Annotated in this window: 22 protein-coding genes, 2 tRNA genes and 1 riboswitch; of the genes, 10 read left to right on the top strand and 14 right to left on the bottom strand. The window is 38.3% G+C overall.

Annotated elements, in window-relative coordinates; genetic code table 11:
* Positions 1-2: 2 nt before the first annotated feature.
* The 3 genes from L659_RS0102535 to L659_RS0102525 form a co-directional block, all read right to left on the bottom strand.
* Positions 3-1,403 (bottom strand): alpha/beta hydrolase, encoded by a 1,401-nt coding sequence (locus L659_RS0102535; protein ID WP_024589496.1) that lies wholly within the window; start codon positions 1,401-1,403, stop codon positions 3-5.
* Positions 1,393-4,113 carry an ATP-binding protein gene (locus L659_RS0102530; protein ID WP_024589495.1) on the bottom strand — a complete coding sequence of 907 codons (2,721 nt, stop codon included), beginning with the start codon at positions 4,111-4,113 and terminating at the stop codon, positions 1,393-1,395. The genes L659_RS0102535 and L659_RS0102530 overlap by 11 nt, the downstream gene beginning before the upstream one ends.
* Positions 4,114-4,185: 72 nt before the next feature.
* Positions 4,186-4,641, bottom strand: a complete 456-nt coding sequence (locus tag L659_RS0102525; RefSeq protein WP_007579788.1) for an Lrp/AsnC family transcriptional regulator — start codon at positions 4,639-4,641, stop codon at positions 4,186-4,188.
* Between the two features lie 136 nt (positions 4,642-4,777).
* Here L659_RS0102525 and L659_RS0102520 point away from each other — a divergent pair, with 136 nt between their 5' ends.
* Positions 4,778-5,947 (top strand): PrnB family protein, encoded by a 1,170-nt coding sequence (locus L659_RS0102520; protein WP_024589494.1) that lies wholly within the window; start codon positions 4,778-4,780, stop codon positions 5,945-5,947.
* Position 5,948: 1 nt separating this feature from the next.
* Complete coding sequence (locus L659_RS0102515; protein WP_024589493.1) at positions 5,949-7,073, top strand: aminotransferase class V-fold PLP-dependent enzyme; 1,125 nt, start codon at positions 5,949-5,951, stop codon at positions 7,071-7,073.
* On the opposite strand, the gene L659_RS0102510 is transcribed toward L659_RS0102515, so the two are convergent.
* From L659_RS0102510 to L659_RS1000000123760, 4 genes are all read right to left on the bottom strand, one after another.
* Positions 7,057-7,545 (bottom strand): DUF4124 domain-containing protein, encoded by a 489-nt coding sequence (locus tag L659_RS0102510; RefSeq protein WP_007579794.1) that lies wholly within the window; start codon positions 7,543-7,545, stop codon positions 7,057-7,059. The genes L659_RS0102515 and L659_RS0102510 overlap by 17 nt on opposite strands.
* A 492-nt stretch (positions 7,546-8,037) precedes the next feature.
* Positions 8,038-8,130 (bottom strand) — tRNA-Ser (locus L659_RS0102505).
* Positions 8,131-8,182: 52 nt separating this feature from the next.
* Positions 8,183-8,273, bottom strand: a tRNA-Ser gene (locus L659_RS0102500).
* Positions 8,274-8,492: 219 nt separating this feature from the next.
* Entirely contained in the window at positions 8,493-8,633 is a 141-nt protein-coding gene (locus L659_RS1000000123760; protein ID WP_010554841.1) for a hypothetical protein, read from the bottom strand.
* A 326-nt stretch (positions 8,634-8,959) separates the two neighbouring features.
* Here L659_RS1000000123760 and L659_RS0102490 point away from each other — a divergent pair, with 326 nt between their 5' ends.
* On the top strand, positions 8,960-9,829 hold the full coding sequence (locus tag L659_RS0102490) for a diacylglycerol/lipid kinase family protein (RefSeq protein WP_024589492.1): 870 nt from the start codon (positions 8,960-8,962) through the stop codon (positions 9,827-9,829).
* A 37-nt stretch (positions 9,830-9,866) separates the two neighbouring features.
* Here the strand turns inward: L659_RS0102490 and L659_RS0102485 are convergent, their stop codons facing one another.
* Positions 9,867-10,796, bottom strand: a complete 930-nt coding sequence (locus tag L659_RS0102485; RefSeq protein ID WP_007579798.1) for a DMT family transporter — start codon at positions 10,794-10,796, stop codon at positions 9,867-9,869.
* Positions 10,797-10,898: 102 nt separating this feature from the next.
* Between L659_RS0102485 and L659_RS0102480 the strand changes: the two genes are divergently transcribed.
* Positions 10,899-12,341, top strand: a complete 1,443-nt coding sequence (locus L659_RS0102480; RefSeq protein ID WP_007579799.1) for an aminotransferase-like domain-containing protein — start codon at positions 10,899-10,901, stop codon at positions 12,339-12,341.
* 238 nt (positions 12,342-12,579) lie between these two features.
* On the opposite strand, the gene L659_RS0102475 is transcribed toward L659_RS0102480, so the two are convergent.
* The gene (locus L659_RS0102475; RefSeq protein ID WP_024589491.1) at positions 12,580-13,374 is read right to left on the bottom strand and encodes a YggN family protein; all 795 of its coding nucleotides are present in this window, start codon (positions 13,372-13,374) and stop codon (positions 12,580-12,582) included.
* Between the two features lie 388 nt (positions 13,375-13,762).
* Here L659_RS0102475 and L659_RS0102470 point away from each other — a divergent pair, with 388 nt between their 5' ends.
* Complete coding sequence (locus tag L659_RS0102470; RefSeq protein WP_007579801.1) at positions 13,763-13,948, top strand: PA3496 family putative envelope integrity protein; 186 nt, start codon at positions 13,763-13,765, stop codon at positions 13,946-13,948.
* A gap of 118 nt (positions 13,949-14,066) precedes the next feature.
* Here the strand turns inward: L659_RS0102470 and L659_RS0102465 are convergent, their stop codons facing one another.
* From L659_RS0102465 to L659_RS0102455, 3 genes are all read right to left on the bottom strand, one after another.
* On the bottom strand, positions 14,067-14,564 hold the full coding sequence (locus tag L659_RS0102465) for a glutathione peroxidase (RefSeq protein WP_010554845.1): 498 nt from the start codon (positions 14,562-14,564) through the stop codon (positions 14,067-14,069).
* A 72-nt stretch (positions 14,565-14,636) separates the two neighbouring features.
* Complete coding sequence (locus L659_RS0102460) at positions 14,637-14,936, bottom strand: AzlD domain-containing protein (RefSeq protein ID WP_004335020.1); 300 nt, start codon at positions 14,934-14,936, stop codon at positions 14,637-14,639.
* Positions 14,933-15,637, bottom strand: a complete 705-nt coding sequence (locus L659_RS0102455) for an AzlC family ABC transporter permease (RefSeq protein WP_024589490.1) — start codon at positions 15,635-15,637, stop codon at positions 14,933-14,935. The genes L659_RS0102460 and L659_RS0102455 overlap by 4 nt, the downstream gene beginning before the upstream one ends.
* 107 nt (positions 15,638-15,744) lie before the next feature.
* Here L659_RS0102455 and L659_RS0102450 point away from each other — a divergent pair, with 107 nt between their 5' ends.
* The 4 genes from L659_RS0102450 (at position 15,745) to L659_RS0102435 (ending at position 19,914) form a co-directional block, all read left to right on the top strand.
* Positions 15,745-16,401, top strand: coding sequence for a cytochrome b/b6 domain-containing protein (locus L659_RS0102450; protein ID WP_007579804.1), 657 nt, complete (start codon positions 15,745-15,747; stop codon positions 16,399-16,401).
* Positions 16,402-16,489: 88 nt separating this feature from the next.
* Positions 16,490-16,578, top strand: a riboswitch (cyclic di-GMP riboswitch).
* Between the two features lie 96 nt (positions 16,579-16,674).
* Positions 16,675-17,238: a hypothetical protein gene (locus L659_RS0102445; RefSeq protein ID WP_024589489.1), complete on the top strand. Its 564-nt coding sequence runs from the start codon at positions 16,675-16,677 to the stop codon at positions 17,236-17,238.
* A gap of 141 nt (positions 17,239-17,379) precedes the next feature.
* Entirely contained in the window at positions 17,380-19,455 is a 2,076-nt protein-coding gene (locus L659_RS0102440) for a S9 family peptidase (RefSeq protein ID WP_024589488.1), read from the top strand.
* A 60-nt stretch (positions 19,456-19,515) separates the two neighbouring features.
* Positions 19,516-19,914 (top strand): hypothetical protein, encoded by a 399-nt coding sequence (locus L659_RS0102435; RefSeq protein WP_007579808.1) that lies wholly within the window; start codon positions 19,516-19,518, stop codon positions 19,912-19,914.
* 22 nt (positions 19,915-19,936) lie between these two features.
* On the opposite strand, the gene L659_RS0102430 is transcribed toward L659_RS0102435, so the two are convergent.
* On the bottom strand, positions 19,937-20,689 hold the full coding sequence (locus L659_RS0102430; protein WP_007579810.1) for a LytR/AlgR family response regulator transcription factor: 753 nt from the start codon (positions 20,687-20,689) through the stop codon (positions 19,937-19,939).
* Between the two features lie 238 nt (positions 20,690-20,927).
* Between L659_RS0102430 and L659_RS0102425 the strand changes: the two genes are divergently transcribed.
* Complete coding sequence (locus L659_RS0102425) at positions 20,928-23,870, top strand: TonB-dependent receptor domain-containing protein (RefSeq protein WP_024589487.1); 2,943 nt, start codon at positions 20,928-20,930, stop codon at positions 23,868-23,870.
* Positions 23,871-24,154: 284 nt separating this feature from the next.
* On the opposite strand, the gene L659_RS0102420 is transcribed toward L659_RS0102425, so the two are convergent.
* Positions 24,155-24,628, bottom strand: coding sequence for a Dps family protein (locus L659_RS0102420; protein WP_004334993.1), 474 nt, complete (start codon positions 24,626-24,628; stop codon positions 24,155-24,157).
* Positions 24,629-24,673 lie beyond the last annotated feature (45 nt).

Genomic DNA, 24,673 nt, shown 5'->3' with positions numbered 1-24,673 from the left:
ACTTACCTTGTAGTTGTTCTAAGCTGTTCTACGTTTTTAATAAACGTACTAATTTGCATTTTAAGCTCGGTAAAATGAGGATTATAAGTTAAGCGCTGTAAAGCCGGATAGTGTTTTAAGTTGGCGCTTGTACGCTCTCCTAGTTGTGGGTTTTTAGTTGTTTTACATGTTTTATATAGGGACTCGTCGTTAATAAAGCTGCCACAATTGCGATAAGTTGCGTTAATTCCATAATGTGGATTTTGCGGTGAGTTAACAACAGCAATATGCGACATACCATGAACCTTTTTACATTGAGGTGTTGTGCATTGCGGATTATTTACTGTGTAGTCACTAGCAAAGTCTGGCGGTAAAATATTGGTGCTTCCATAAAGTACTAAAGTATCGAGCGGTTTATATTCGGTTGAATTACCTTTGTGTAATGCACTCAATAACTTTAGCGTGGCACGCGTGTCTATCGTGGTATCAATATCGCTAAGTACACTAAAAATAGGTAATTTAAGTGCAGGGCGTTTGTTTAAGCTACTTACGCTTGCAAGTGACATTGCATCGTACGAAGCGGCAGCTGCATTTAAAGGAAATGACTCATACTTAGCAAAGTCTACATCGGCGTCTTTATCAATCCAATTAACAAAGGGTATGGCATCAATCCACTTTGCTATCCAGCCGTACTTATTATGTGGCTCAGAGCCGGGCGAATAAAGCATAAGCGCTTTAATTTTAGGGGATACAGTGTGTTTGGTTGCGTAATCAATAAGTAACGCTGCACCGGTAGAGTAACCTGCGAGTATCACCTCATCAAAGTCTTGCACCGAGCGTTCAATACCGTATTTTATTGCTTGTTGCCATTGGCTAACGTCTACATTGAGTAAAGCACTTGCGGCGCTTCCATGTCCTGGTAATAAAATAGTACGCACAGTATAGCCTTGCTGATAATACACTTGTGCTAAATCGTGATACGTAAAGGGTGAATCAGTTAGCCCGTGGATTAGTAGTGCAACTTTATTACTGTTTGGATGCGTGAGCTCAAAAGGAGCAATAATATCTGCAATAGTAGGGTCAGGTTTTCGCGTACCTTGTGTTACTAATTGCTGATAGGTTTGTGTAATAACAGGGCATGGCATATTTGCACGTGGATTGGCTTTATTTATATGTTTATATGCAAAATCTAAGTAATCGTTAAATGGCAAAAGGGCGTGGTAATTAAAGCGCTGGTGGTTGTGCTCATTTTCAAAGCGTAATAAGCCTTGTTGCTTACTTTTTGTTATAAATTTAAAGTCGCTCGCCTGCGATATACAGTTTTGAGCGACAGCTGTATGAGAAAAAACACTTAAAACAAAACCAAAAGCTACTCTTAAAAATACTCTTAAAACTATTCTTAAAATTAAACCACTATTGTTCATTAACTTCTGCATATTGGACAAGACACTCGGTTAGCTTAATGAGTTCAAGCGGTTTTGCAAGATGTTGATTAAATCCAACTGCTTGTGCATGTGCTTTATCCTCTGGCATTACGTCGGCAGTTAAAGCAATAATAGGGAGTTCTTGTTCGGTTTTAAACTGGCGGATCAGTGCCGTTGCTCTATAGCCATCCATTACAGGCATTTGGCAATCCATAAGCACTAAGTCAAAATGCTGCTTTTTCACTATATCGACCGCCAACTCACCGTTTTCTACCATATACGGCACAATCCCTAACGAGCCAAGCATCGCTTTAATAACCATTTGATTTACAGGGTTATCCTCTGCGACCAAAATGTCTAGCGAAGTAATATTAGTATTATCAAATGTAATAACATGTTCTTTTTTAGGCTCTGTTGTTTCTAATCGCATTGAAAATGTAAAAGTAGAGCCTTTATCTATTTCACTTTTAAGGGCTATTTCTCCCCCCATTAATTGGCTTAGCTCTTTTGCTATTGTTAAGCCAAGTCCTGTACCGCCAAACTGCCTTGAGGTAGAACTATCAGCTTGGGTAAATGCGTTAAATAATTTTTTATGCTGGCTTGGTTTTATACCTATTCCTGTATCACTAACGTTTATAACAAGCTGTACTTTATTGGCGGCAGTAAACTCTGTTTCTATGTTTAAAGCAACGCTGCCTTGGCTTGTAAATTTAATCGCGTTACTACATAAATTAAGTAATACCTGCTCAATTCGCATAGGATCACCAATAAACCAGGTATTTAAAGGTAGCTTTGAGTTAACTTGCCAGTTAATACCTTTGTTAACTGCGCTTTGTTCAAACATATTGTCTATGCGTGTTATTAAGGCACCTAGGTCGAATGCAATAGATTCAATAACTAACTTTTGGGATTCTATTTTTGATATATCAAGAATGTCATTAATTAAGTTTAATAAACTTTTAGATGATGAGTTTATTTTATCTAAATAGCCAATGAGTGTACTTGCACTGTCTGTTTCTCGGGCAAGTGAAGAGAAACCAATAACGGCGTTTAATGGTGTACGTATTTCGTGGCTCATATTCGCTAAAAATTGGCTTTTAGCCTGATTAGCTAAATCAGACTGCTGCTTTGCTTGTGCGAGTGAGTGTGTACGCTCTGCAACTTGACGTGTAAGTGCAATTTGTTGCTGATTAAACAGCAGTAAAACCATTAAAATTAAAGAACATACGACAACTTGAAGTATGAGCAATAATAGAGTTAGTTGGCTATTATGTTGTGTTAAAAAGCTTTCTTTAAGGGCTAGTTTTACAATCCATTTTTGCCCTGCAAAGTCCACGTCAAACGACATTAAACGGCTACCTTTGGCTTGCTGAACATCTTGAGAGTAATTACTATAAAACGGCGGTGTGTTTGTATCTTCGTATATACCAATCGAAAACATATCAGACTGTTCTTTAGAAATGGCCTGCTCAATAATACTACGCACTAAAAATATACCAGTGGCATAGCCTTTAATTGTTTTTTCATCGTTATATTGAGAGTACACAGGGGCAAATAATAAATAGGCTGGTTTAGGTTGTTTGGTTTGCACCAACTGAATTATTTTAGTTCCGACTGGCATGTACTTTATAGCGGGGTTAAGCAGAGAGTTTTTTCGATCAGGGTTTGAAAATACATTAAAGCCAATCGCTTTTTGATTACCATTAAAAGGAGCTATGTATTTTACTATAACAAGGGGATCGTTAATTTCAAGAGGCTCGCCAACTATATCAATATCTAAATGGTAAATGTTTGATATTTCTTGAGCAAAGACTTCGCGTTGATCTTGAGGTATTTTTGCATTCCACGATAAAGCGTTAATAAACTCGTATTGAGTTAGTAACTGACTAGCATAAGAATAAAAATCTTGCTGGCTCAGCATGGGAGATGATTGAACCTGACTTGCTAAGCTCTGCACTGCAATAATACTGCGATTTGTATATCTATAAAGGCTGTTTTCTATAACGTGGACTTCACGTTCGGCAATTTTAATAGTGCTTATACGATTTTCCTGATCGTATAATTGTGTTGTTACCGCGACTGATAAAAATAAAACTGAGCATACTGCAATTGTCGGAAATGCCGATATAGTATGTTGATTAGACTTTTGTGGTAATAAAGAAAGTAAAAACGGAGTCGCAATTAATACCCCTAATGTATCGCCAAGCCACCAGTAAATAACATTATTCCAATGATTATCAATACTGTAAATCGAGTTAAATTGACTCAGTGCGAATACGCCAAAGTTAGCTGAAATTAAGCTGACCAATATGGCTATGACAAGAATAAAGTAAATTATATTCTTGCGCTTTTTAAAGCGCAGCGGGTGACCAAGCCAATACTTTAAAAGAGCTGCGCCGACCATTGCCTGTATAACAACACCAAAGGCGATATACATAGCCTCGTTAAATGAGTTACCGACCAGGACTAGCTCATGAGCTGAACTATCAAAAATATTAAGGTTAAAGGCAATTGCAGCTATAAATAAAGGCGGGATAAAGCGCCACCACCAAATATAACAACCGACTAGAGCTATGCCGGCAGGTAACCAAATTGGAATTATTTGCGAGTTAAAAGCAAGTTTAGTGAGTGCTATGCCGACTAAAAAATATGCTAAAGCAAACATGATGTAAAAAATAATGGAATGATTTTTAGAGTTAAAATTTTTCACATAAGGTCCAAGCAATTATTATTATCGTTTTGAAATATCAGTATAGCTAACAGTAAGTTATTTTGGTTATTTTTATAATGGTAACTGTTTTTTGCTAAATGACTGCTTTAACACGACTGTTGATTCTATATTTGCAATACAACTTAAACTACCTAGCTGATGTTTTACAAATGTTTCGTAGCTCTCAAGATCATGTGCAATGATTTTTAATAAATAATCATAGCTTCCTGATATTACACAACACTCTAATACATGTGGTAACTTTTCTACATGTTGCTCAAATTGCTCTGCAGCACTTACCGAGTTTTGGCTTAATCGTACGAATGCATATACCAACACATTAAGGTTAAGTGCTTTAGGATTTATGGCGGCGTGGTAGCCGGTAATAATGTTTTCTTGCTCTAACTTTTTTATACGCCTTAGGCAAGGTGTATCCGATAGGTTAATACTGCTGGCCAAGTCTGAAACCGACATACGAGCTTGGCTTTGCAGTGCAATGAGTAATTGCTGATCTTTTTTATCTAACATAGTTGTCGGCTTTTATTAATTATTTTTATATTTGTAGTGATTATTGCTAAGTATTGCAGTTTTTACTAATTTTTTTGGCGTTTTACCCTCATTGAACTCTGTTAGCATTTAACTATAAAAATAATAGAGCACACCAATGAACACACATACCGCTATTTTCGATCACTGGATACGAACAGAGTTTGTCACTTTAAATAGTGAATTAGAGCAGCTTTATTGGCAGCAAACCGATAAAGCAAATGTAGAAGGAATAGGTGAGGCCTTAAAGCAACAATTAGAAAAAGAAGGCAACGCATTAATTAGCAATTTATTAGCCGAGGGAAACACAGATCAAGGCTTTGATAGCGCTTTTGACTTACTCGGTAACGTAGGATTGTTTATGGCGGCGTGTAGGCGCCATGAAATTACTGAGCCAAGCAGAGAAACTACTTCCCCACTAATAGAAGCCTCAGCGCTTGCTATGCATATAGGCGCATCCATTGGCGTAACCCCTCGTTTTGCTACCGCCCACTTAACTACTCATAACAAAGCACTTAACGGTATTTATAAACGATTTACCAATTTACCCGACGAAAAGCTATTTCTTGATTACAACACCCAAGGTATTTTGGCCTATAAACGTGCAAGTGATGCTTTATTAAAAATATTGCCGTTAGGTATCTCACACCCCCTGTGTGGTGAGTTATTAAAAGTAGCCAAACAAGCACTTATAGATGTAATTGAGTCAAACAATGCACTTTATTCTGAGCTCGATACAGATCGCTTTTTTAACTGCGTTCGCCCTTATTATAAACCGTACCGTGTAGGTAAAGAGGTTTACAGAGGTGCAAATGCTGGTGACTTTGCAGGTATTAACGTGATTGATATGTTACTAGGGCTTTGTAGCGCAAATGAGCCTAGTTACTCGCAAATGCTGGTGGATAAGTTTTTATATATGATGCCAGAGGATCAACAAATCCTGCGAGAAGCCATGCGTATGCAAAGCTTTATGGATGACTTTTTACAAGCAGAGCAATATAAAAATACAGATTGGTTTAAAAGCCACGCAACGTTATTTATCCAAGTGTGTAAATTACATGGTGACACCGCAGTCGGTCATCATAATCAACTGGTTGAAAAGTTTATTGCTCAGCCTTCAAAAAATATGCAACAGCAGCATATGAGCAAGGTAACAGCAAGTGGTCCGCCGCTTCATGTGTTGCTTGATTCGCTCGAAAAATTAAGAGATAGGCGAGCCAGCGCAAAACGCGACGATATAAAAACACGTTTTGACGATCTAAATACACTTAAAAAATGGGTTAAATAGCATGCTTAAAAATGATTTTTGTATGGCTGATGGCTGTTATTTACTAAACCACTCGGTAGGGCGTCCTCTTAAAAATACGCAGCAATATTTAGCACAGCACTATTTTTTACCGTGGGAGAGCTCAAATCAAGAACCTTGGCAACAATGGCTGCCCGCAGTTGAGCAATTTACTACCGCGCTTGGTAAGTTATTTAATGCGCCTAGTTCGCAGTTTTGTCCTCAGGTTAATTTATCAAGCGGCTTAACAAAGTTGCTTATGTCGCATCCACGGCTACAGCAAAAAAATTGTAAAGTGCTTATGGCGCAAAGTGATTTTCCGAGCATGGGTTTTGCAATGCAAAAAGCATTACCAGAGTGCGCACAAATTATGTTTATACCAGAGCACGAAAACCTAACTGATATTAGTGTTTGGCAGCGTTATATAACTGGTGATATCGATTTAGTTTTTATAAGCCATGTGTATTCAAATACAGGTGTACAGGCGCCTGTATACGATATTGTAGCTATAAGTAAATTAACCAATAGCTTGTCAATAATTGATGTTGCTCAATCAGCGGGTGTTATACCGCTTGATTTAAGCATACTCGATGCTGACTTTATGATTGGCTCGAGCGTTAAATGGTTATGTGGTGGCCCAGGTGCAGCTTATTTATGGGTTAACAAAAACCAAATAGAGTATTGTGAGCCTAAAGATGTGGGTTGGTTTTCGCATCAAAATCCATTTGAGTTCAATATAAACCACTTTGAATATAACGCCAGTGCGCTCAAATTTTGGGGGGGCACTCCCTCTGTAGCGCCTTATATTATTGCCGCAAATAGCATTGCTTACTTTGCAGAGCTAACTGCTCACAAGGTAAGGAATCATAATTTAGCTATGCTTACGCTTATTCATGAGCAACTAGGCAAATATGTTGCATCACCTATGAGTAGTGATAAATGCAGCGGGACTGTTATTTTGTTTTTTAACAAGCAGCAAGACCATGTACTTACAGAGCTTAATAAAGCGAAAGTCAGTGTAGATGCTCGCAAATTTGGAATACGAGTATCGCCACATATTTATAATACTAAAGAAGACGTTGCGCAATTTATTTCTATAGTAAAACGAGCGCTTAAGGGTTTTGGCTAAGCTGCTGTTTTCTTTGTTTTAATGACTCTATTTTTTGCTGCGTTTGATTAATTGATGCGTCGTAAGCTTGCTTTAACGAATTTGTTTTAGTTGCGATAGCATCAGCAATAGACGAAGCGCCTAAACGATTGGCTTTATCTTGAGTCATGTAATCTATCTGCTGTTTTTTAGCTGCGTATTCTTTTTGGCTTTGTGCAATAGATAGCTCAAGACGCTTTATTTCTCGTTCTATTTGTTGAACTTCTAAGTAGTCATCCACAGAGGTGTCGGTAATACCTTTACCGGGCGTAGAGCTTTTGTATGCTTCAATTACGTTTATATCTTTAAGAGTAATAACTTGTGCATCTTTAGCGCAAGGCGTTTGGCTAAAGGTAGGAACGCCCTTAATTACACACTTATACACTGTTGTACTTTGTGCCAAGGTAAAAAATGGTGCTGCCGCGCAAACTGATAGCAATATGAACCGGATCATAGCTAAACCTAAAAGTGGCTAAAGTTATGTTAATAATGCCCTAAGTTATTACTAGGCACAATTTGTTTAGTTTTTATAATTTTTAGGTACAAAAAAACCACAATTAAGTGGTTTAAATTAAGTATGGTCCAGAGGGAGGAATAGACTTGCTTACATCCATGTAATCAATCGCTGCGCGACGCTTGCAGCGGCCCAAAATGTTCCAGACATTTTGTCGAACCCTGTCGAGGGTTCTCACCCTCCCAATTTAGTATCGGTGTTAAATTTTAGGCACAAAAAAACCACAATCAAGTGGTTTAAATTAAGTATGGTCCAGAGGGAGGGATAGACTTGCTTACATCCATGTAATCAATCGCTGCGCGACGCTTGCAGCGGCCTAAAATGTTCCAGACATTTTGTCGAACCCTGTCGAGGGTTCTCACCCTCCCAATTTAGTATTGGTGTTAAAATTTAGGCACAAAAAAACCACAATTAAGTGGTTTAAATTAAGTATGGTGGAGAGGGAGGGATTCGAACCCTCGATAGAGCTACAAACTCTATACTCCCTTAGCAGGGGAGCTCCTTCGGCCACTCGGACACCTCTCCAACGCATAACCGTTTGTATTGATGGAAGTAAAAAAAGCCACCAATTAAAATATGGTGGAGAGATAGGGATTTGAACCCTAGATGGGCTATAAACCCATGCCGGTTTTCAAGACCGGTGCATTCGACCACTCTGCCATCTCTCCGTGACGCAGAATAATACTTAGGTGATACCGCTGTGTAAATAGCAAAATGACTGTTTGCCTAAAAAACGTACGTAAATGAGGTTTTTTTTGTAAATAAGGGGAAATTAAGGCAATTTTTAATAAAATAAATAGGTTGCAGCAAACAAGGGGGAGCTAAATAAGTGACTTCATTTAGTGGTTGAGTGTTCGCTGCACCGAAAAATAATCATGGTTGGGTGATTATTTATATTGAGCTGCGCCGCTAAGTGCTAGTCTTTTACCAATAGTGTTAAGTCTAGCTAACATTCTTGCTTTACGGTTAGTTGGTTTAACTGCTACTTGAGCTGCTGCTGTTTGATTTAATGTGTTAATTGGTTTCATTATTTTGCTCCGGGTTGTATATGTTGAAATCGCGTGCATTTTGCACGTTGTTTGATTAAAAAGACAACGATAAAAATTGAGCCTGACGGATTAGTTAAACTAATCCTTATTGATTTTATTAACGTGCGGTTCAGTGTTTTTTATTATAGTTTTTGCATAAATAGTTAAAATAAAATCGTCTTTACTCTCGCCAATACTGGTGTTTGTGTGTTTTTTTATTTATTTATATGCATTTTAAACAAACTTTTTGACTAGTTATTCAGATTAAAAAAACTCAATTAAACTCTTTTTTATTCGTTCTTAAATACATTGTTGGAAACAAAAGCTTGTCACTACTAATAATTATTAAACCAAGTACAAAAAAACAGAGTGAAAAATCACTAATGTGGCTTAAAAGCATCTGTAAAAAACGCAGTTTTTCTTATTGTATGTTTACTACAACGGGAAACTTTAACGATGACTGTGCTCAAATAAGGTTGCTACTGAGTAAATTTACCAAAGTAGTTGTACTTGGCGGAGACGGTACATTGAGCTTGGCGGTTAATGCGTTAATAGGGAGTAGCTGTACGTTAGCATTATTGCCTTGCGGTACAGGTAATGATTTCTCGAGAGGGTTTAGTTGCAAAGAAGATGATTGGCGAAAGGCATTATTTAATACACCGACAGCAATTGATGTAGGAAAAATTAATAGTCGCTATTTTATTAATATTGCAGGGGTAGGGTTTGATGCTCATGTAGTTAAAGCGATTAATGCTAAAGCTAGTTTTTCATCTTTTGATTACAGTTGGACGAGCATTAAAGAGCTATTTTATTATCAAGCTCAGCAGTTACAAGGTACGTTTAATAACGATGTTCGGCAGTATAAAAATTTAATTACCGTATTTGCTAATCATAAGTACTTTGGTGGTGGTCTAGAAATAGCGCCAAAAGCAGATTTAACTGATGGGCTGCTTGAGTGTTATCAAATGCGATCGGGTGGGCTTTTTTATAATGTAATAAGCTTTATGAAGTTGTTTTTTAAGCGCCATCAGCATATAAAAAACCTTAACTACAGTCGCTTAAATACAGCTTCTATAAAAACTGAAGGGTTATTGATTGAAGCAGATGGTGAACTGGTAGGTAAAACTCCTGCCGTTATTAGTGTGCATGGGCAGGTTTTACTTTTTCATATGCCAATAAAAAAGCGCCTAAAGTAGGGTAGGCGCTTTTACGTTAGTTGCGTTAATAACGCGTCTAACTGGGGACGGAGCCACTTTTAGCCATTGCTCTATTAGCTAAAAAGGCGTTAATTCGTTTTGTTGGGGTAAGCACAATGGCGTTACCTAATAGCACTAGGCTAAATCCTGCAAAGGTATTTGCGTGCCATTCAAAGCCTTCAAAAAAGCTACTCAGTGTTACTGCCACTAATGGGAATAAAACAATAACGTAGCTGGCTTTTTCAGGGCCTATATTTCTAAGTAGAGCAAAGTAGCAACCAAAAGCGATTACAGTGCCAAATATTGATAGATAAAGTAGTGATAGCCAGTAACTTGGTGGAGCGTTTAAACTAAATTGCACATCGTTCATTAATACATATAAAGCCAAGCCTATAGCGCTGTATAACATGCCCCATGCATTGCCTTGCAATACACCAATTTGTTTACGAGAATTACGAACGCTTACCATATTCCCTAATGAAGCCACAAAGGTGCCACCAAGGGCAAGTAGTAACCCGACCAATGCACCATTACTCAAGTCGAACTGCTGTAACTGTGGCCAAAACAGACACGTAATACCTAATACAGCGAGTACAGCACCTGTATAAATTCGTTTTGAGATTGGCTTACCAAAAAATAACCGAGTATTGACTATGTTCATAACCAGCAGCATTGAAAAGGCAATAGAGGTCATGGCTGAGGTAAGGTGATTTTGTGCCCAGTAAAGCATTAAATAATTTAATCCAAAATTACAAATGGCTAATAAAACAAAAAAGCCATGATCCAGTAACTTAAATCGCATGTCGGGTTTTTTGTACGCTACATATAACCACATTAAAAGCGCTGCAATAGCAAAGCGATAAAATAACGATAACTCTACCGCAATATCACCTAACTGAAACTCTATGGCTAACCAAGTTGAGCCCCAAATTAAAACAGTTGTAATGTATAGCGCTGCACTTTTCATGGTTAGTCTCCAAAGCCCGATTGAATGGCTATTTTAAGACCTATCTGTATACTTACCATATACAGAAAAGTAAAAATGTAACCTATACAGATTTGGTGTGTGATGATAAGACAAAAAAATAGCCAAGGGCATGAGTTTTTATATCAGCAAGTTATTCAGTTGATTAGAGATATGAGCGCTCAACAAGTTTTACTCCCCGGCGAAAAACTTCCATCACTGCGTAAAATGGCAGATAACTTAAGCATAAGTATCCCCACTGTAAAACAGGCTTACCAGTCACTTGAAGATCAAGGGTTGGTAGAGGCGCGTGAAAAATCAGGATATTTTTTAAAAGTCGTTAGCATGGCGCACAATTTACCTAAGCGAGTTAAATTAAGTCGCGAACCTGTTGTGGTAAATAAACAAGCCTTAATAGAGCAGGTGTACAGCGCGATTCATCAAGCGAACGTAGTCCCTTTTGGTATCGCTAACCCAATTGCCGCAGCACCTACCGATAAAGCACTCGCCAGAAACATGCGCCGCGTAATGACAATTGCGGGCAGTAAAGCCATAAACTATGGCCCAACAGATGGGTTTGTACCGCTGAAAAAGCAATTAGTGCATCGCTATTTAGATTTTGGTATTGGCATTGATATGGACGAGCTTGTGATCACCAATGGTGCGCAAGAGGCCATGGCTATTGCGCTTAAGTGTGTAACAAAGCCAGGCGATGTAGTGGCTATTGAGACACCTTGTTATCACGGGATTATAGAGCTAATAGAAAGCTTAGGGCTTAAAGCGCTCGAAATACCACTGTGCCCAGATAATGGCATTTGGTTAAGTGATTTGGAGCGCGCTTTGAATGAGCATGACATAAAAGCGTGTTTATTCTCGACAGCAATTAGCAACCCTGTAGGCAGCTTTATGCCAGATACAAACAGGCAGCAGCTGGTGGAGTTACTCGAAAGCCACGACGTAGTGCTTATTGAAGATGACGTATACGGCGATTTATATTTTACGGCAAAACGAGGCACACCTGCTTTAGCGTACTCTAAAAAAGGATTAGTGATCAGTTGCTCATCTTTTTCTAAAACCGCAGCGCCTAGCTATCGTGTGGGTTGGGTCGTTGCCGGTAAATTTGCAACACAAGCGCGGCGATATAAACGAGCACTAAGTTGCTCCGCTTCGTTAATAAACCAATGGGCGTTATCAGAATTTATTGCCAGCGGCGAGTACGACCGTAACTTAAAGGTACTCAGGCAGCGCCTGCGCGATAACAAAGAGCGTATGCGATGGTGTTTACAACAAGCTATGCCAAAAAATACACGTATAAGCGATCCAAAAGGAGGCTGTGTAATGTGGCTAGATTTGGGAGGCGAATACGATAGCCAAAAATTATTTTTACTTGCTCTTGAGGTTGGTATTAGTATTACCCCTGGGCTTATTTTTTCAGCCTCTAATAAGTATAAAAGCTGCGTAAGGTTAAGTTATGGTGTGCCGTGGAGCGAGCAGATAGAGCAAGCAATTATTACTCTGGGTAAGCTCACTTTATTAGCTAAAAAGTAATACCAATCTGCTTATATATGGGGTCTATTTAACGTTAAGAAAATTACGCTAGAACTAGGCAAAAGTTTTTGTATCTAGTTGTTCTAAATAAAAAATTTTTAACGAAGTTATAGTGCAATTTAATTCGTTAAATTGATCAAAGATTTATGCAGGTTGGTATAAGTTTGGGAAACACAAAAAAGCAGCATTTAAGTAAACTTAAGTGCTGCCAAAGGGATGTTAAATAACGTTTGCTGTACTAATTGAGTTTAAAGCTAAATAATTGGTAACCTTTAAGCTCTGGCACTTGCATTACTAATTGCTCTTCTTGTTTTGCAATATCAGCAAAGTTTTCACATAAAGAGTTAGCTCTCTCTTCAAGTGCGCTTGCATGTAGCTCTACTTTTTCTTCTATTTGTGCACCCATATTTTCCATGCGTTGTTCAAAGGCATCCATATCGCCGCCTGAACCAAGTAACTCAGAACCTAAAGCCACTAAAATACTGCCCATTGATTGCATTACTGCTGATTCAACCGCTGTTTCTATCTGCTGCTCAAATTGTTGTTCAAAGTTTTCGCCAAATTGATTAAAACTTTGTTGGCCCATTACAAATGTACCTTGCTGGTAAAATGTGTTTTCTACCTCAATTTTAATGTCGTCCATAAGCTCAGACATATTATCAAGACCGTCAATATTAAATGCATTGCCTACTTCTTCTAATGCCACACCGGCAATTTTAACACCCTCTAACGCTATGTTAGCTACTTCAGGTAATTGAGTGCGTAAGCTGTCAGAGTACTTATTCAGTGCTTCGCGTTGTGAGCTATTAAGCGCTACAAGCTCGCCATTTACGGTTAAGTCACCATGGGCATTAAATTGCATAGTTTTATTATTGGCAGTAAAAATTTCTAATTCGTTTGGTTTAATACGTACATCGTTTTTAAATTCGACGTTACATTCATCGTTACTAAATGAAATTGTAGAATCGTTGTCGTTATGAGCCATAGCGGCTGGCGTACAAATTAATGCGCTAACTAATAGTAATTTTTTCATGTTTGTTCTCTACTTTTTGTTGATGACGATTAATTAATAACAAGTTTGATGCCAGTTTTATTTTTTCATAAAAAACAATTGATTAAGTGTTTTTATCTATTTTCTAGCAAGTCAAAATAATTAATAAATAGCTATTTTTTAGTCAAATTGGCTAACTAATAAAAATTAATAAATTTTATTTATCGATACGATAAAAAACTCTCACTTTCCTCAATTCAAATTTAGCGCTATTTATTCACATTACTGACATGAAGACTATTTACAGTAGTCGCGTGGCTTTATTTTGATGTTAATTTGCAGAGCACTTTGGCATTAAACATTTTTAATTTTACCGGCTATTGCGATAATAAAATCCTTGGTTGGTCTCAAACACTTTATGGAGTGGGTTGTGGGTAAGACATTTAGTTACGATGCGCTAGATGACGATTTTGTTGAAGACGAGTACGAAATGCTCGGACGTAATCAACACGATAAGAACAAGCAAAAGGTTAAAAAGAAGTTGGAAGACTACCTTGAGCAAAAACGCTTGCGTAAAAATCTAGGCGAAGACGATTTAAGCGATTACACCGATTAAATTTCACTAGTATAAATAAAATACCAATTAATATTGAGAGTTTAAATGTGCAGTTATGCGTATGTTTAAGTTTCAATAGTATTGGCAATAAAGAGGCCTTGCGCCTCTTTATTACTTTTTAAAGCGTACTTTTAGCCTGTGCTAATGCTTTTTGAATTGTAAGTTCTAGCTTTTCGGGCTTAGTAAAAGGTGCATAACGTTTAATTGGCGTACCATCTGCAGCAATTAAAAACTTAGTAAAATTCCACTTTATTTTACGTGTTAAAAAACCAGGTAAAGCCGATTTCAAGTGACGAAATACAGGATGTGCATGCTCACCGTTTACATCTACTTTGGCCGCCATTAAAAAACTCACACCAAAATTAATTAAGCACCCTTGCTCTATTTGTGTAGCGTCTCCGGGTTCTTGCTGACCAAATTGATTGCACGGAAATCCCAGAATAACTAAACCTTGGCTGGCATATTTATTATGCAAAGCTTGAAGCGACTCGTATTGGTAGGTAAATCCACATTTACTTGCGGTATTAACAATAAGCACAACCTTCCCTTCAAAATCATTAAAGTTGATAGGTTGACCCTGCAAGCTTGTTGCGCTTAATTGATGGAATTTGTGCATATTGGCGTCTTTTTATTGTTGTTAGCCGCATTTTAACCTGAGTGCAGTATTTCATAAAGTATAAAGATCGCACTAATTTAAAATTAGAAATAGCCCCATACCGGCAAGCGTAGTGTAATAAATATTATGTGTTTTGTAGGCAACAATAATGGCGACTATTGCTGCGCTTAAATAAGGGTTTTGCCAGTTTAAGTTAATGCCATCTTCATTCAAAAACACGATAGGCACCCAAATTGCTGTAAGCACTGCTGGTGCGCTAAAGCTTAAAAATTGCTGCATTTTAGGGCCTACTTTAAACGGCAAAGCACGGTGTAAAAATAAATAACGCGTAAAAAATGTAATGCACGCCATGAGTAAAATAGTCGTCATCATGGCGTTACTTCCTTTTTAGTGGTTAGTCTTGCTGTGCTGTAACCTGCGGCCATTGCCAGCAGCGCTGAGCAAACAAGCCATAACTCAAATCCTGTGCTTTTTAAAAGCGTTGCGCTAATGCCTGCTACAATTACCGTAACGAGTGAGGCCAGATTTTTAATGCCCGGAATAACCAAAGCTATAAACGTGGCAGCAATGGCAAAGTCGAGCCCTAAATTAGTTAAGTCGGGCAGCATTGTGCCTGCTACAATGCCAATTAACGTCCAAATATTCCATGCAATATAAAAGCTAAAACCAGCGCTCAATGCGTATATTAAACGTGTTTTTGTTCTGTACGCTTTTCTATGGTGAGAAAATGCAAATAGCTCATCGGTTAATACAAAACTTACTGGTAAGCGCCAACGCATAGGTTGGTCAATTACCTTATGACGCACAGCTAAACCGTATAAAAAGTGCCGAGAGCTAATAATAAATGTTGTGAATAAAATTGTGAGCAATGGTGTGTTGCCCGCCATAAGTTCAATTGCAACAAGCTGTGCAGAGCCTGCAAAGACTAATAACGACATTGCTTGGGTTTCTAGTGCACTAAAGCCATTTTGAATCGCTAAAGAACCACATAAAATACCCCAAGGAACAACGGCTAAACACAGAGGTAGCATATCTAAAAAGCCTTTTAAAATAGCTTTTTTAACTGGTTGCATGATATTTACTCGCACGGCTTGTAGAATGGCTCATAAGGATACCTTAATATTATGATGTTAAAGTAGTTAACGAATTAGATAATACTGTTTTTTTAAGGATAGGCGCAATGACGACGTTAAAAGTGTGGGATGGGTTTATTAGATGCTTTCATTGGTTTTTGGTTGTAAGTATTGCGGTGCTTTATTTTAGTATTGAAGAGGGCATGATTGAGCTTCATTTTGTTGCTGGGTTCTTTACTTTAGCACTCATCGTAACGCGTTTAATATGGGGCATTATCGGAAGTAAAACCGCGAGATTAAGTGGGTTGCTGCACTCTCCTCGTGCTATTTTAAAGGCACTAAAGACACCAAGCGACTCGCTAGGTCATTCAGCACCTGGCAGTTGTATGGTAATGGTATTTTTTATAATTATAATTACGCAGCTTATTACCGGGTTAATGAGTAGTGATGGCATTTTAACTGACGGCCCGCTTGCTCAGTATGTGTCTAGCGATACGATTGATTTTGCAAATTGGCTACATGAGCTGAATTTTGACATTTTACTTTATGCTATTGGTTTACATGTATTAGCTATTATTGTTTATAGAATAAAAGGTAAGCCGCTAGTTAAGGCGATGATCACAGGCTCAAAAGAGTTAAAAGCGGATGACTCTGAGGCTAAAGTAACAAAAGCGTCTTGGCCTGCGTGGCTAATATTTATATCTTTATTGGTGTTGCTGATATTTACGTGGGCAAAAGAACCTTTAACTTATTTATTTAGTTAAAAACACATTAAACCAACCTTAAAGGGTTGGTTTTTATTTTTGGTTACATTCTTTTGTTTGATTGTTATGCGGGGCCGAATTATAATCGCCGCATTGCTGGCAAACTAATCGAAAGATTAGGGCGCAAAGTTTCCGGTCTAAGGCTTTTTATAAAGCTATGGTAGCGGGACTACTGCATAACGTGTTGTTATGTATCACTTGCCCTCAGTGTATTTTTTGTGTATCCATAGTGTATGGATAAGATTTTGTAACTCTTAAGGTGTTGCCGTGTTTATGCATACGTCGTTGGCCTGTGGAAAGTGGTCAACAATAGGTTGCTTAAATCATCATACCCAATTGTTTATTGGCGATGTGGTGAGTGTAACCTTTTATGACATGCAAGGAGAGCTAGTTAGTTTATCATTTGATTACAAAATCACCTCGCTTGAACAAGGTGAACCTCACGCATGGCCACGTTTAGTTGCCGAGCATATTAACGTGCATGTACCCCTTGTTAGCGCAGGTAAAATGACCGAACAAGGTTTAATTGTAGCCTATAGAAACAATGAAATTTTTGCTTTGCAAAGCAGTGGTATATGTAAAGCGCATGTCGATTTTCATTGTATTGCAAAATGCGATGAGCGTGTTGTTAATAACCTTGATACTTATGATTACGTGTACCCTGAAAATTGTGAAAACTATAATGCGGGTACAAAGGTATTGCAGCCAAAAACAGGGCATGTTTATCAATGTAGGCCTTGGCCATTTAATGAGTTTTGCCGCGCGAGTGACGATAAAAAGTTTATGTTCGAGCCCGGTATTGGACAAAGTTGGGCTATGGCTTGGCAGCAAATATAAGGCTTAAGTGAATTATCTTCCCAAAGGTATAGCGGTTTTAGTAATGAAGCGTTTACCGTTTTAGCCCACCCAACTATTGGATGGGCTTTTTTATTTTTATGATAAACTGCAAATCACATTATTTTTTTAATTGGTTTTGTTGTGTCTCGTCCTGACTACTCTTTAAGTTTATTACCTAATTTCCCGATTGCTAAACAGCAAGCCCATACATTAAGTACTCATAATAAAATACGCACTGATAATTACTATTGGATGCGTGATGACGATCGTCAGGATGAGCAAGTACTTGCACATTTACATGCTGAAAATGCATATTGTGATGAACAGTTAGCTGCAATGAAGCCACTCCAAAATACACTTTTTGAAGAGTTAAAAGCACGCATTGTAAAAGACGATAACTCGGTACCCGTTAAAGACGGGAAATACTGGTATCACTCAGAAGTTCGTGGTGATGATGAGTACTCTCGCCATTATAGAAGCACGAGCATAAAGGCTGATAATAAAGAGCTTTTACTCGATGTGAATATATTAGCTGAGGGATTTGAGTTTTTTGAGCTAGGAGAAGTCGCACTAAGCCCATGCGAGCAGCTTATGGCTTACTCTGAAGATACTGAAGGGCGTCGTATTTATAATGTTCGCTTTAAAAGCTTAACGACCGATGAAATGCTACCTGATGTACTTGAAAATACAGAAGGGCAGGTTGTTTGGGCTAACGACAATAAAACTGTTTTTTATGTAAAAAAAGATTTAAAAACGCTACTAGGATACCAAGTATTTAGGCATGAGCTTGGCAGCGAGCAAAGCCAAGATGTAATGGTTTACGAAGAGCAAGACAGCAGCTTTTTTATGGGGCTTGGTAAAAGTCGCGACGAAGGCTTAATTATTATTGATTTAGCATCGACAGAGACCAACGATACATGGGTGCTTGATGCTAATAAGCCCACTGACGAATTTAAAGCATTAATGCCGCGTGAAGATGGCCACGAGTTTGACGTAGATAAGCTAGGTGACACATTTTATATTGTGACCAACTGGCAAGCTAAAAACTTTAGATTAATGACGGCAACAAACGAAACGATTGCTGATAAAACACAATGGTTTGAGCATACAGCTCACAGAGAAAATGTACTGCTTGAAGGTGTAGAGTTATTTAATGACTTTTTAGTATTGAGTGAACGCGAGCAAGGGCAAGCTCGATTTGTAGTTGTTAATAGGTTAGGGGATCGTATGGTACTTGAGTTTGCCGATCCTTGTTATTATGCTGCAATAGCAATGAACCCAGAGCCAGACACACGCACTGCGCGTATTTATTACTCAAGTTTAACAACACCAGGCTCTTTATATGATGTTGATTTAGCAACTGGCGAAAAAACACTACTTAAACAGCAAAAAGTACTCGGTAGTTTTAATGCCGATGACTATCAGTCGGAGCGATTAATGGTAACTGCTCGCGACGGAGTTAAAGTACCTGTATCTGTTGTTTATCGAAAAGACAGCTTTAAAAAAGATGGCACAAATCCGTTATTTCAATACGGCTATGGCGCCTATGGCTATACGATTGATCCTAGTTTTTCTAGTTCGTCACTGAGCTTACTCGATCGTGGCTTTGTTTATGTTATTGCGCATGTTCGAGGCTCTGAAATGCTAGGTCGCGAATGGTATGAGCAAGGTAAAAAAGAGCATAAACAAAATAGCTTTAGTGACTTTATTGATGTGACAAAAGCGCTTGTTGATCAAGGTTATTGTGATAGCAATAAGGTGTTTGCCTCAGGCGGCAGTGCCGGTGGCCTATTAATGGGGGCGGTTGTAAACCAGGCACCAGAGTTATATTGCGGTGTTGGCTGTCATGTACCATTTTTAGACGTATTAACCACAATGCTTGATGAAAGTATTCCACTCACAACAAATGAATACGATGAATGGGGTAATCCAAATGAGCCTCAATTTTATGATGTGATAGAAGCTTACTCGCCTTATGACAATATTAGCGCACAAAACTACCCGAACATACTCGTTACTACCGGTCTTCATGACTCACAAGTACAGTATTGGGAGCCTATGAAGTGGGTTGCAAAAATGCGTGAACTTAAAACAGACAGTAATATTTTAGTATTTAAAACCGATATGGATGCAGGTCATGGCGGTGCATCAGGTCGTTTTAAAAGCTTAGAAGAAAAAGCCCTCGAAATGACCTTTTTTATTGCGCTGTTAAATTAACTGCAAAATCGGAAAATTGTATTACTCTATATATAGACGTTGATATATATAAGGTAATTTATGTTTGGAGCACATGGCGAATTTCAGATTTGTTCACAGCCCCCTCATATGTATTTAAAATTGAAGGGGAGCTTTAACAATGAAGGTATAACATCATTAACTAATGGTGTTATTCAAGAATTGAGCACTCACCCTGAAAATACGATTAAGTTTGTGATTGTTAACTTAAAAGAGTTTGAACTGTTAACTTTAGATAGTCTTGATTCGTTAGAGGCCTATTTTGCGGGTGTAAAAGAACGTGGCTATCAACGAGTTGACTATATAAACATTAATATCATAGCTAAAAACATGTTTGAAAAAGTATGGAAAAATAGCGATGTAGAAGTTAATTTTTATAAAGATACTGAAAGCTATTTATTAGTGCATCCAAGTGATAGTTATATAAAACAGAACTGGTAATTAATATGAGTATTATAAACCGCTACTGAAGAGGGCTTATAATACTCTCTAAACACCCTTTATAGCGCCTTGAAAGGTTTAAGCACATATCGTTTTTAAGTCTGACTTTATAATCGCCACTGTCAGTAGGCATCAGTTCGCAGATAGCTTGTTTTCTTACCAGCGTTGAGCGATGAATACGAATAAACCCTTCTGGTTCTAGCTGCTGTTCAATATTTTTCATGGTTTCGCGGTGTAATACCGGTGTACTACCTTGGGTAAAATGCAGCTCTACATAATTGCCCGCACCATTAATCCAAATAATATCTTTTATATCAATTAGCCTTACCTTACCTACATCTTTAACTACGATATGTGATGATGGTTTTTCGGTTTGTGTGCTTTGTTGATATTGACGTTCGGCCGCGCTTGCAATCGGGCAAAGGTGAATCAGTTTATCAAAGCATTTATCGATACGTGGTGCAGTTGAATCTACTATTAAAAAATCAACAGCGCCAACTTCAAAAGCAAAACTCGCAAAATGACCCGACTGGGCAATAATGACTAACTTAAGCTTTTTAGCAAGCTCAGTTAAATGCACTATTTGCATAGGGTCAGCCAGATTAGTTAGTTCGTAAAACAGTACGTTGTATTGATCTGTATCTATCTGATCTAATCTGTTTGCCTGAATAAAAGATTGAGATTCAAAGTGTCGGTGCTCTTGCACGCGCTTTGTTAAAAATGTTGCAAACTTAGTGTTACTAACAAAAGTTAATGCATGAAAAGAAGCGACCATTATTTTATATCTCTTGCTGTATATAATAATAAAGACCGTGCTTAGCGGAAAAACTGTTATGAAAAGTACAATATATTTATAAAATAATTGTGACGTACTAATTCGTCCCATCAAACTAGCTATTCATACCAAAGATTACGCCTAATAAATAACGTACGTAGAGTGTTTAAATAAATCCCCTTACTGTAATCCGCGAAGTAACTATTTAGTTACAAAAATAACAATTCAGGGGAATTATATGACATTAACTAACAAAGGTAGCGCGCGATTATTTAAAAAATCGTCGTTAACAGTTGCGCTAAGCAGCGCGATACTTGCAAGCATTTCATTTCAAGGTGTGGCTGCAGAAGATGACGAAATTACTAAAATAGAACGTGTACAAGTTACAGGCTCTCGCATTCGTTCAGCTGAGGCGATGTCATCAGCGCCTATTCAAGTTGTAGATAGCACAGCAATCGACGCATCTGGTTCATTAAATATTCAAGATTTACTACTAGATAATCCAGCATTTGGTTCACCGGCAATCAGTCGTACTAACTCAAACTTTAGTACAGCGAGTGCAGGTGTTGCGACTGTAGATTTACGTAATTTAGGTTCTAACCGTACATTGGTATTAGTTAACGGTCGTCGTTATGTATCAGGTGTACCAGGTAGCTCTGCTGTCGATTTAAACACTATTCCGAGCCAATTTATTGAACGTGTTGAAATTATGACAGGTGGTGCTTCATCTGTTTATGGCTCTGACGCTGTTGCTGGTGTAGTTAACTTTGTTTTAAAAGATGACTTTGAAGGCGTTGAGTTTGATGGTCAGTACGGTGAATCGAGTGAAGGTGATGATGAGTCACGCCAATTTAACTTTACCTCAGGCTTATCAAGCTCAGATGGTAAAGGACACGCAATGTTTCACCTTGGTTACTCTGATCAAGGCGCTGTTTTCTCACGTGACCGTGATCGCTCAGCGGTAGACCAATTTTCAGGTATTTTCTTCGAAGATGATCCAGTAGCAAATCCAGGTTCTGTATTTGATGCAGTAAGCCCGTTTTTATCTTCATTTCCACCACAAGGTCGTTTTAGCGCTGGGGATGAAACATTTACGTTTAATGATGCAAACAACCTACAAAACTCATTTAGTACTAATGGCGGCGATGGCGTAGCTGCAAATGGTTTTAACCGAAGCGGTGTACGTACAATAGCAATACCTACAGAACGTTACTTATTTGCCTCAAATGGTAGCTACGAGTTAAGCGACAAGCATAGCTTTTTTTATGAAGGCACTTACGCTGCAACAACAACCGTTTCTGAATTAGAGCCATTTCCTTTTGCCTCTGACGACATTTATGCAAATGGCCAGGTACCAATTGAATTTAATGTAAACGGTGAAATATTGCGTAACGCATTTGTACCTGATGATATATATAACGCAGCAACCGACACCGACGGTGATGGTATGCGTGATATCTTTTTTGCAAAGCGCTTAAGTGATATCGGTAACCGTGGAGCACGAGCAGAGCGTGATACATTCCGTTTAGCACTTGGTTTTCAAGGTGAAATAGCAGATGGTTGGTTTTACGATACTTACTACGTATATGGTAAAACAAAAGAGCAACAAGTTTCTGGTGGTTTAGTCAACGTACAAAGCTTCCGTCAAGGTTTAGAAGCTGTGATCGATAGCCAAGATTTAGATGGTGATGGTATTACTGATGAGGCTATTTGTATCGATGCGACAGCACGTGGCTTTAATTGTGCGCCAGTAGACATTTATGGTTTTAATTCGTTATCGCAAGGTGCTATTGATTTTGTAAGTGCACCTAGCTCACTTTCAACGTCGGTTGAGCAAGAAATCATTGGTGGTAATATTTCAGGTGATTTATTTGATTTACCAGCAGGTACGGTAGGTATTGCAGCTGGTTTTGAATACCGCGAAGAATTTTCACGCAGTGAATTTGATGCACTACAGCAAGCAGGTCTTAATGCGGGTAATGCAATCCCAGCAACAGAAGGCTCGTTTGATGTAACTGAGTATTATGTAGAAGCAAATATCCCAGTGCTTGATTCTGTAACGATGAATGCAGCAGTTCGTTTATCTGATTATTCAACTGTAGGTAGCACTGAAAGTTGGAATGTGGGTGTTGATTGGGAAGTAATGGATAGCTTACGTTTACGTGCTACTCGTGCTCGTTCAACACGTGCTCCAAATATCGATGAACTATTTTCTCCGCCTTCACAAACTTTCCCAAGTGGTTTAAACGATCCATGTTTAGGTGTTACTAATAGTGGCGGTGGTGCTGCTGGTGATGCTTGTCGAACAGATGGTGGTGTTACAACGAATATCGCTTCAAATGGTGAGTTCACGCTTAACCAGTCTGACTTACAAGGCATTAGTGGTTTTAACCGTGGTAACCAAGATTTAAAAGAAGAAGTTGGTGACTCTGTAACAGTAGGTTTAGTATTTACACCAGAAAACCTAATATCAGGACTAGACATTACGCTTGATTACTTTGATATCGAAATTACAGATGCAATCGTATCAACACCTCGTCAGTTTATTCTTGACCAATGTTATGGCGGCGGCGATACAAGCTTTTGTGACTTTGTAACTCGTCGTAGTGCGCCATCAGGTAATAATAGTGCTGGTTCACTAGAATTTATCGACAGTGGTGTATCTAACAGTGGTGGTTTAGGTACAGAAGGTGTTGATTTAACACTAACGTACTCTACTGATATTGGTCCAGGTGCGTTTAGAACTCGCCTTGCTTATACTTACCTAATCGATGGTTATAGCATTCCACTTCCAGGCGCTGATAAAGATGAGTTTGCTGGAGAAATTGGTGCATCAGAGCATAAAGCTAACTGGAACTTTGGTTATAAACTTAACGACTTTGATTTTAACTGGAGCTTAACTTACATTGGCGCTGCAGACTTTGATGATCAATTCTTAAGTGGTTTTGGTATTGCTCCAGGTGGAGTAGGGATTGGTTCAGTAACGTATCATGATGTTCAAGCAAGTTACCATATCAGTGATTCAACAGAGCTTTACGCTGGTGCAAGTAACTTATTTGATAAAGAGCCACCACGCATTTTATCGGGTGTGAGCGGTTCAAGTACTGGTACTGAAACTGATGCTGGTACGTACGACCCAATTGGTCAATCATTCTACATAGGTTTTAGAAGTAAATTCTAACCAACAATAACGACACTAATATAGTTACTTAATTAGTTACGTTCACAAAGCCTCAGTATCGCTGGGGCTTTTTTATTGGAAAAAATAATAAGAGCAGTAATGCTTATACATTGTTTATCCCAATATATGAGCATTGTGCCCACTTAAACCAAAAACAACGCCACTGGTAACAGGGGCGTTGTTTAGTATTGGGGGGAGACTAATATAGTAACCGAATCGCTTGATTATTTAACGATTTATCCCTATTTGTGGCCCTCTTCATTGAGGGCTTTTTTTTTGCTGGTTTAGTCTAAGTAAGCCTTTAGCATCCAAACCAGTTTTTCTTGCTCTGAGATGTAATCGCTCATTAGTGAGGCTGTACCTTCATCGTCTGCATCACCAGCTTGGCTTAAAATATCACGCTGCATGTGAATTAATGTGCTGTAACCAGCAAGTAGGTTTTCTACGGCTGTAACGCCATCACTAATACCTTTAGCTTCTTTAATTTTACTTACTTCAAGGTAATCAGAAAATGCATGTAGAGGTGCGCCATCTAACGTTAAAATACGTTCTGCAACTTCATCTACTTTTAGAAGTAGTAAGTTATAAATTTCTTCAAACTTAACGTGTAGTTCAAAAAAGTTACGGCCTTTAATATTCCAGTGAAAGCCACGCGCGTTCATGTATTGAATCTGGTAGCTACTCAATAATGTATTGAGTGACTTTATGATGTCTTCGCTTTTTGCGCTGTTTAGACCAATTGCGTTTACATGTGACATAACTTGCTCCTGAATAACCGTTTGTTTGTGAACTTGTGATAAGTA

The sequence above is a fragment of the Pseudoalteromonas sp. S8-8 genome (genome assembly GCF_000497875.1).
GTDB classification, from domain to species: domain Bacteria; phylum Pseudomonadota; class Gammaproteobacteria; order Enterobacterales; family Alteromonadaceae; genus Pseudoalteromonas; species Pseudoalteromonas arctica.
The sequence above is the reverse complement of the archived record's forward strand: the minus strand, read 5'-3'. Positions and strand labels throughout refer to the sequence as shown.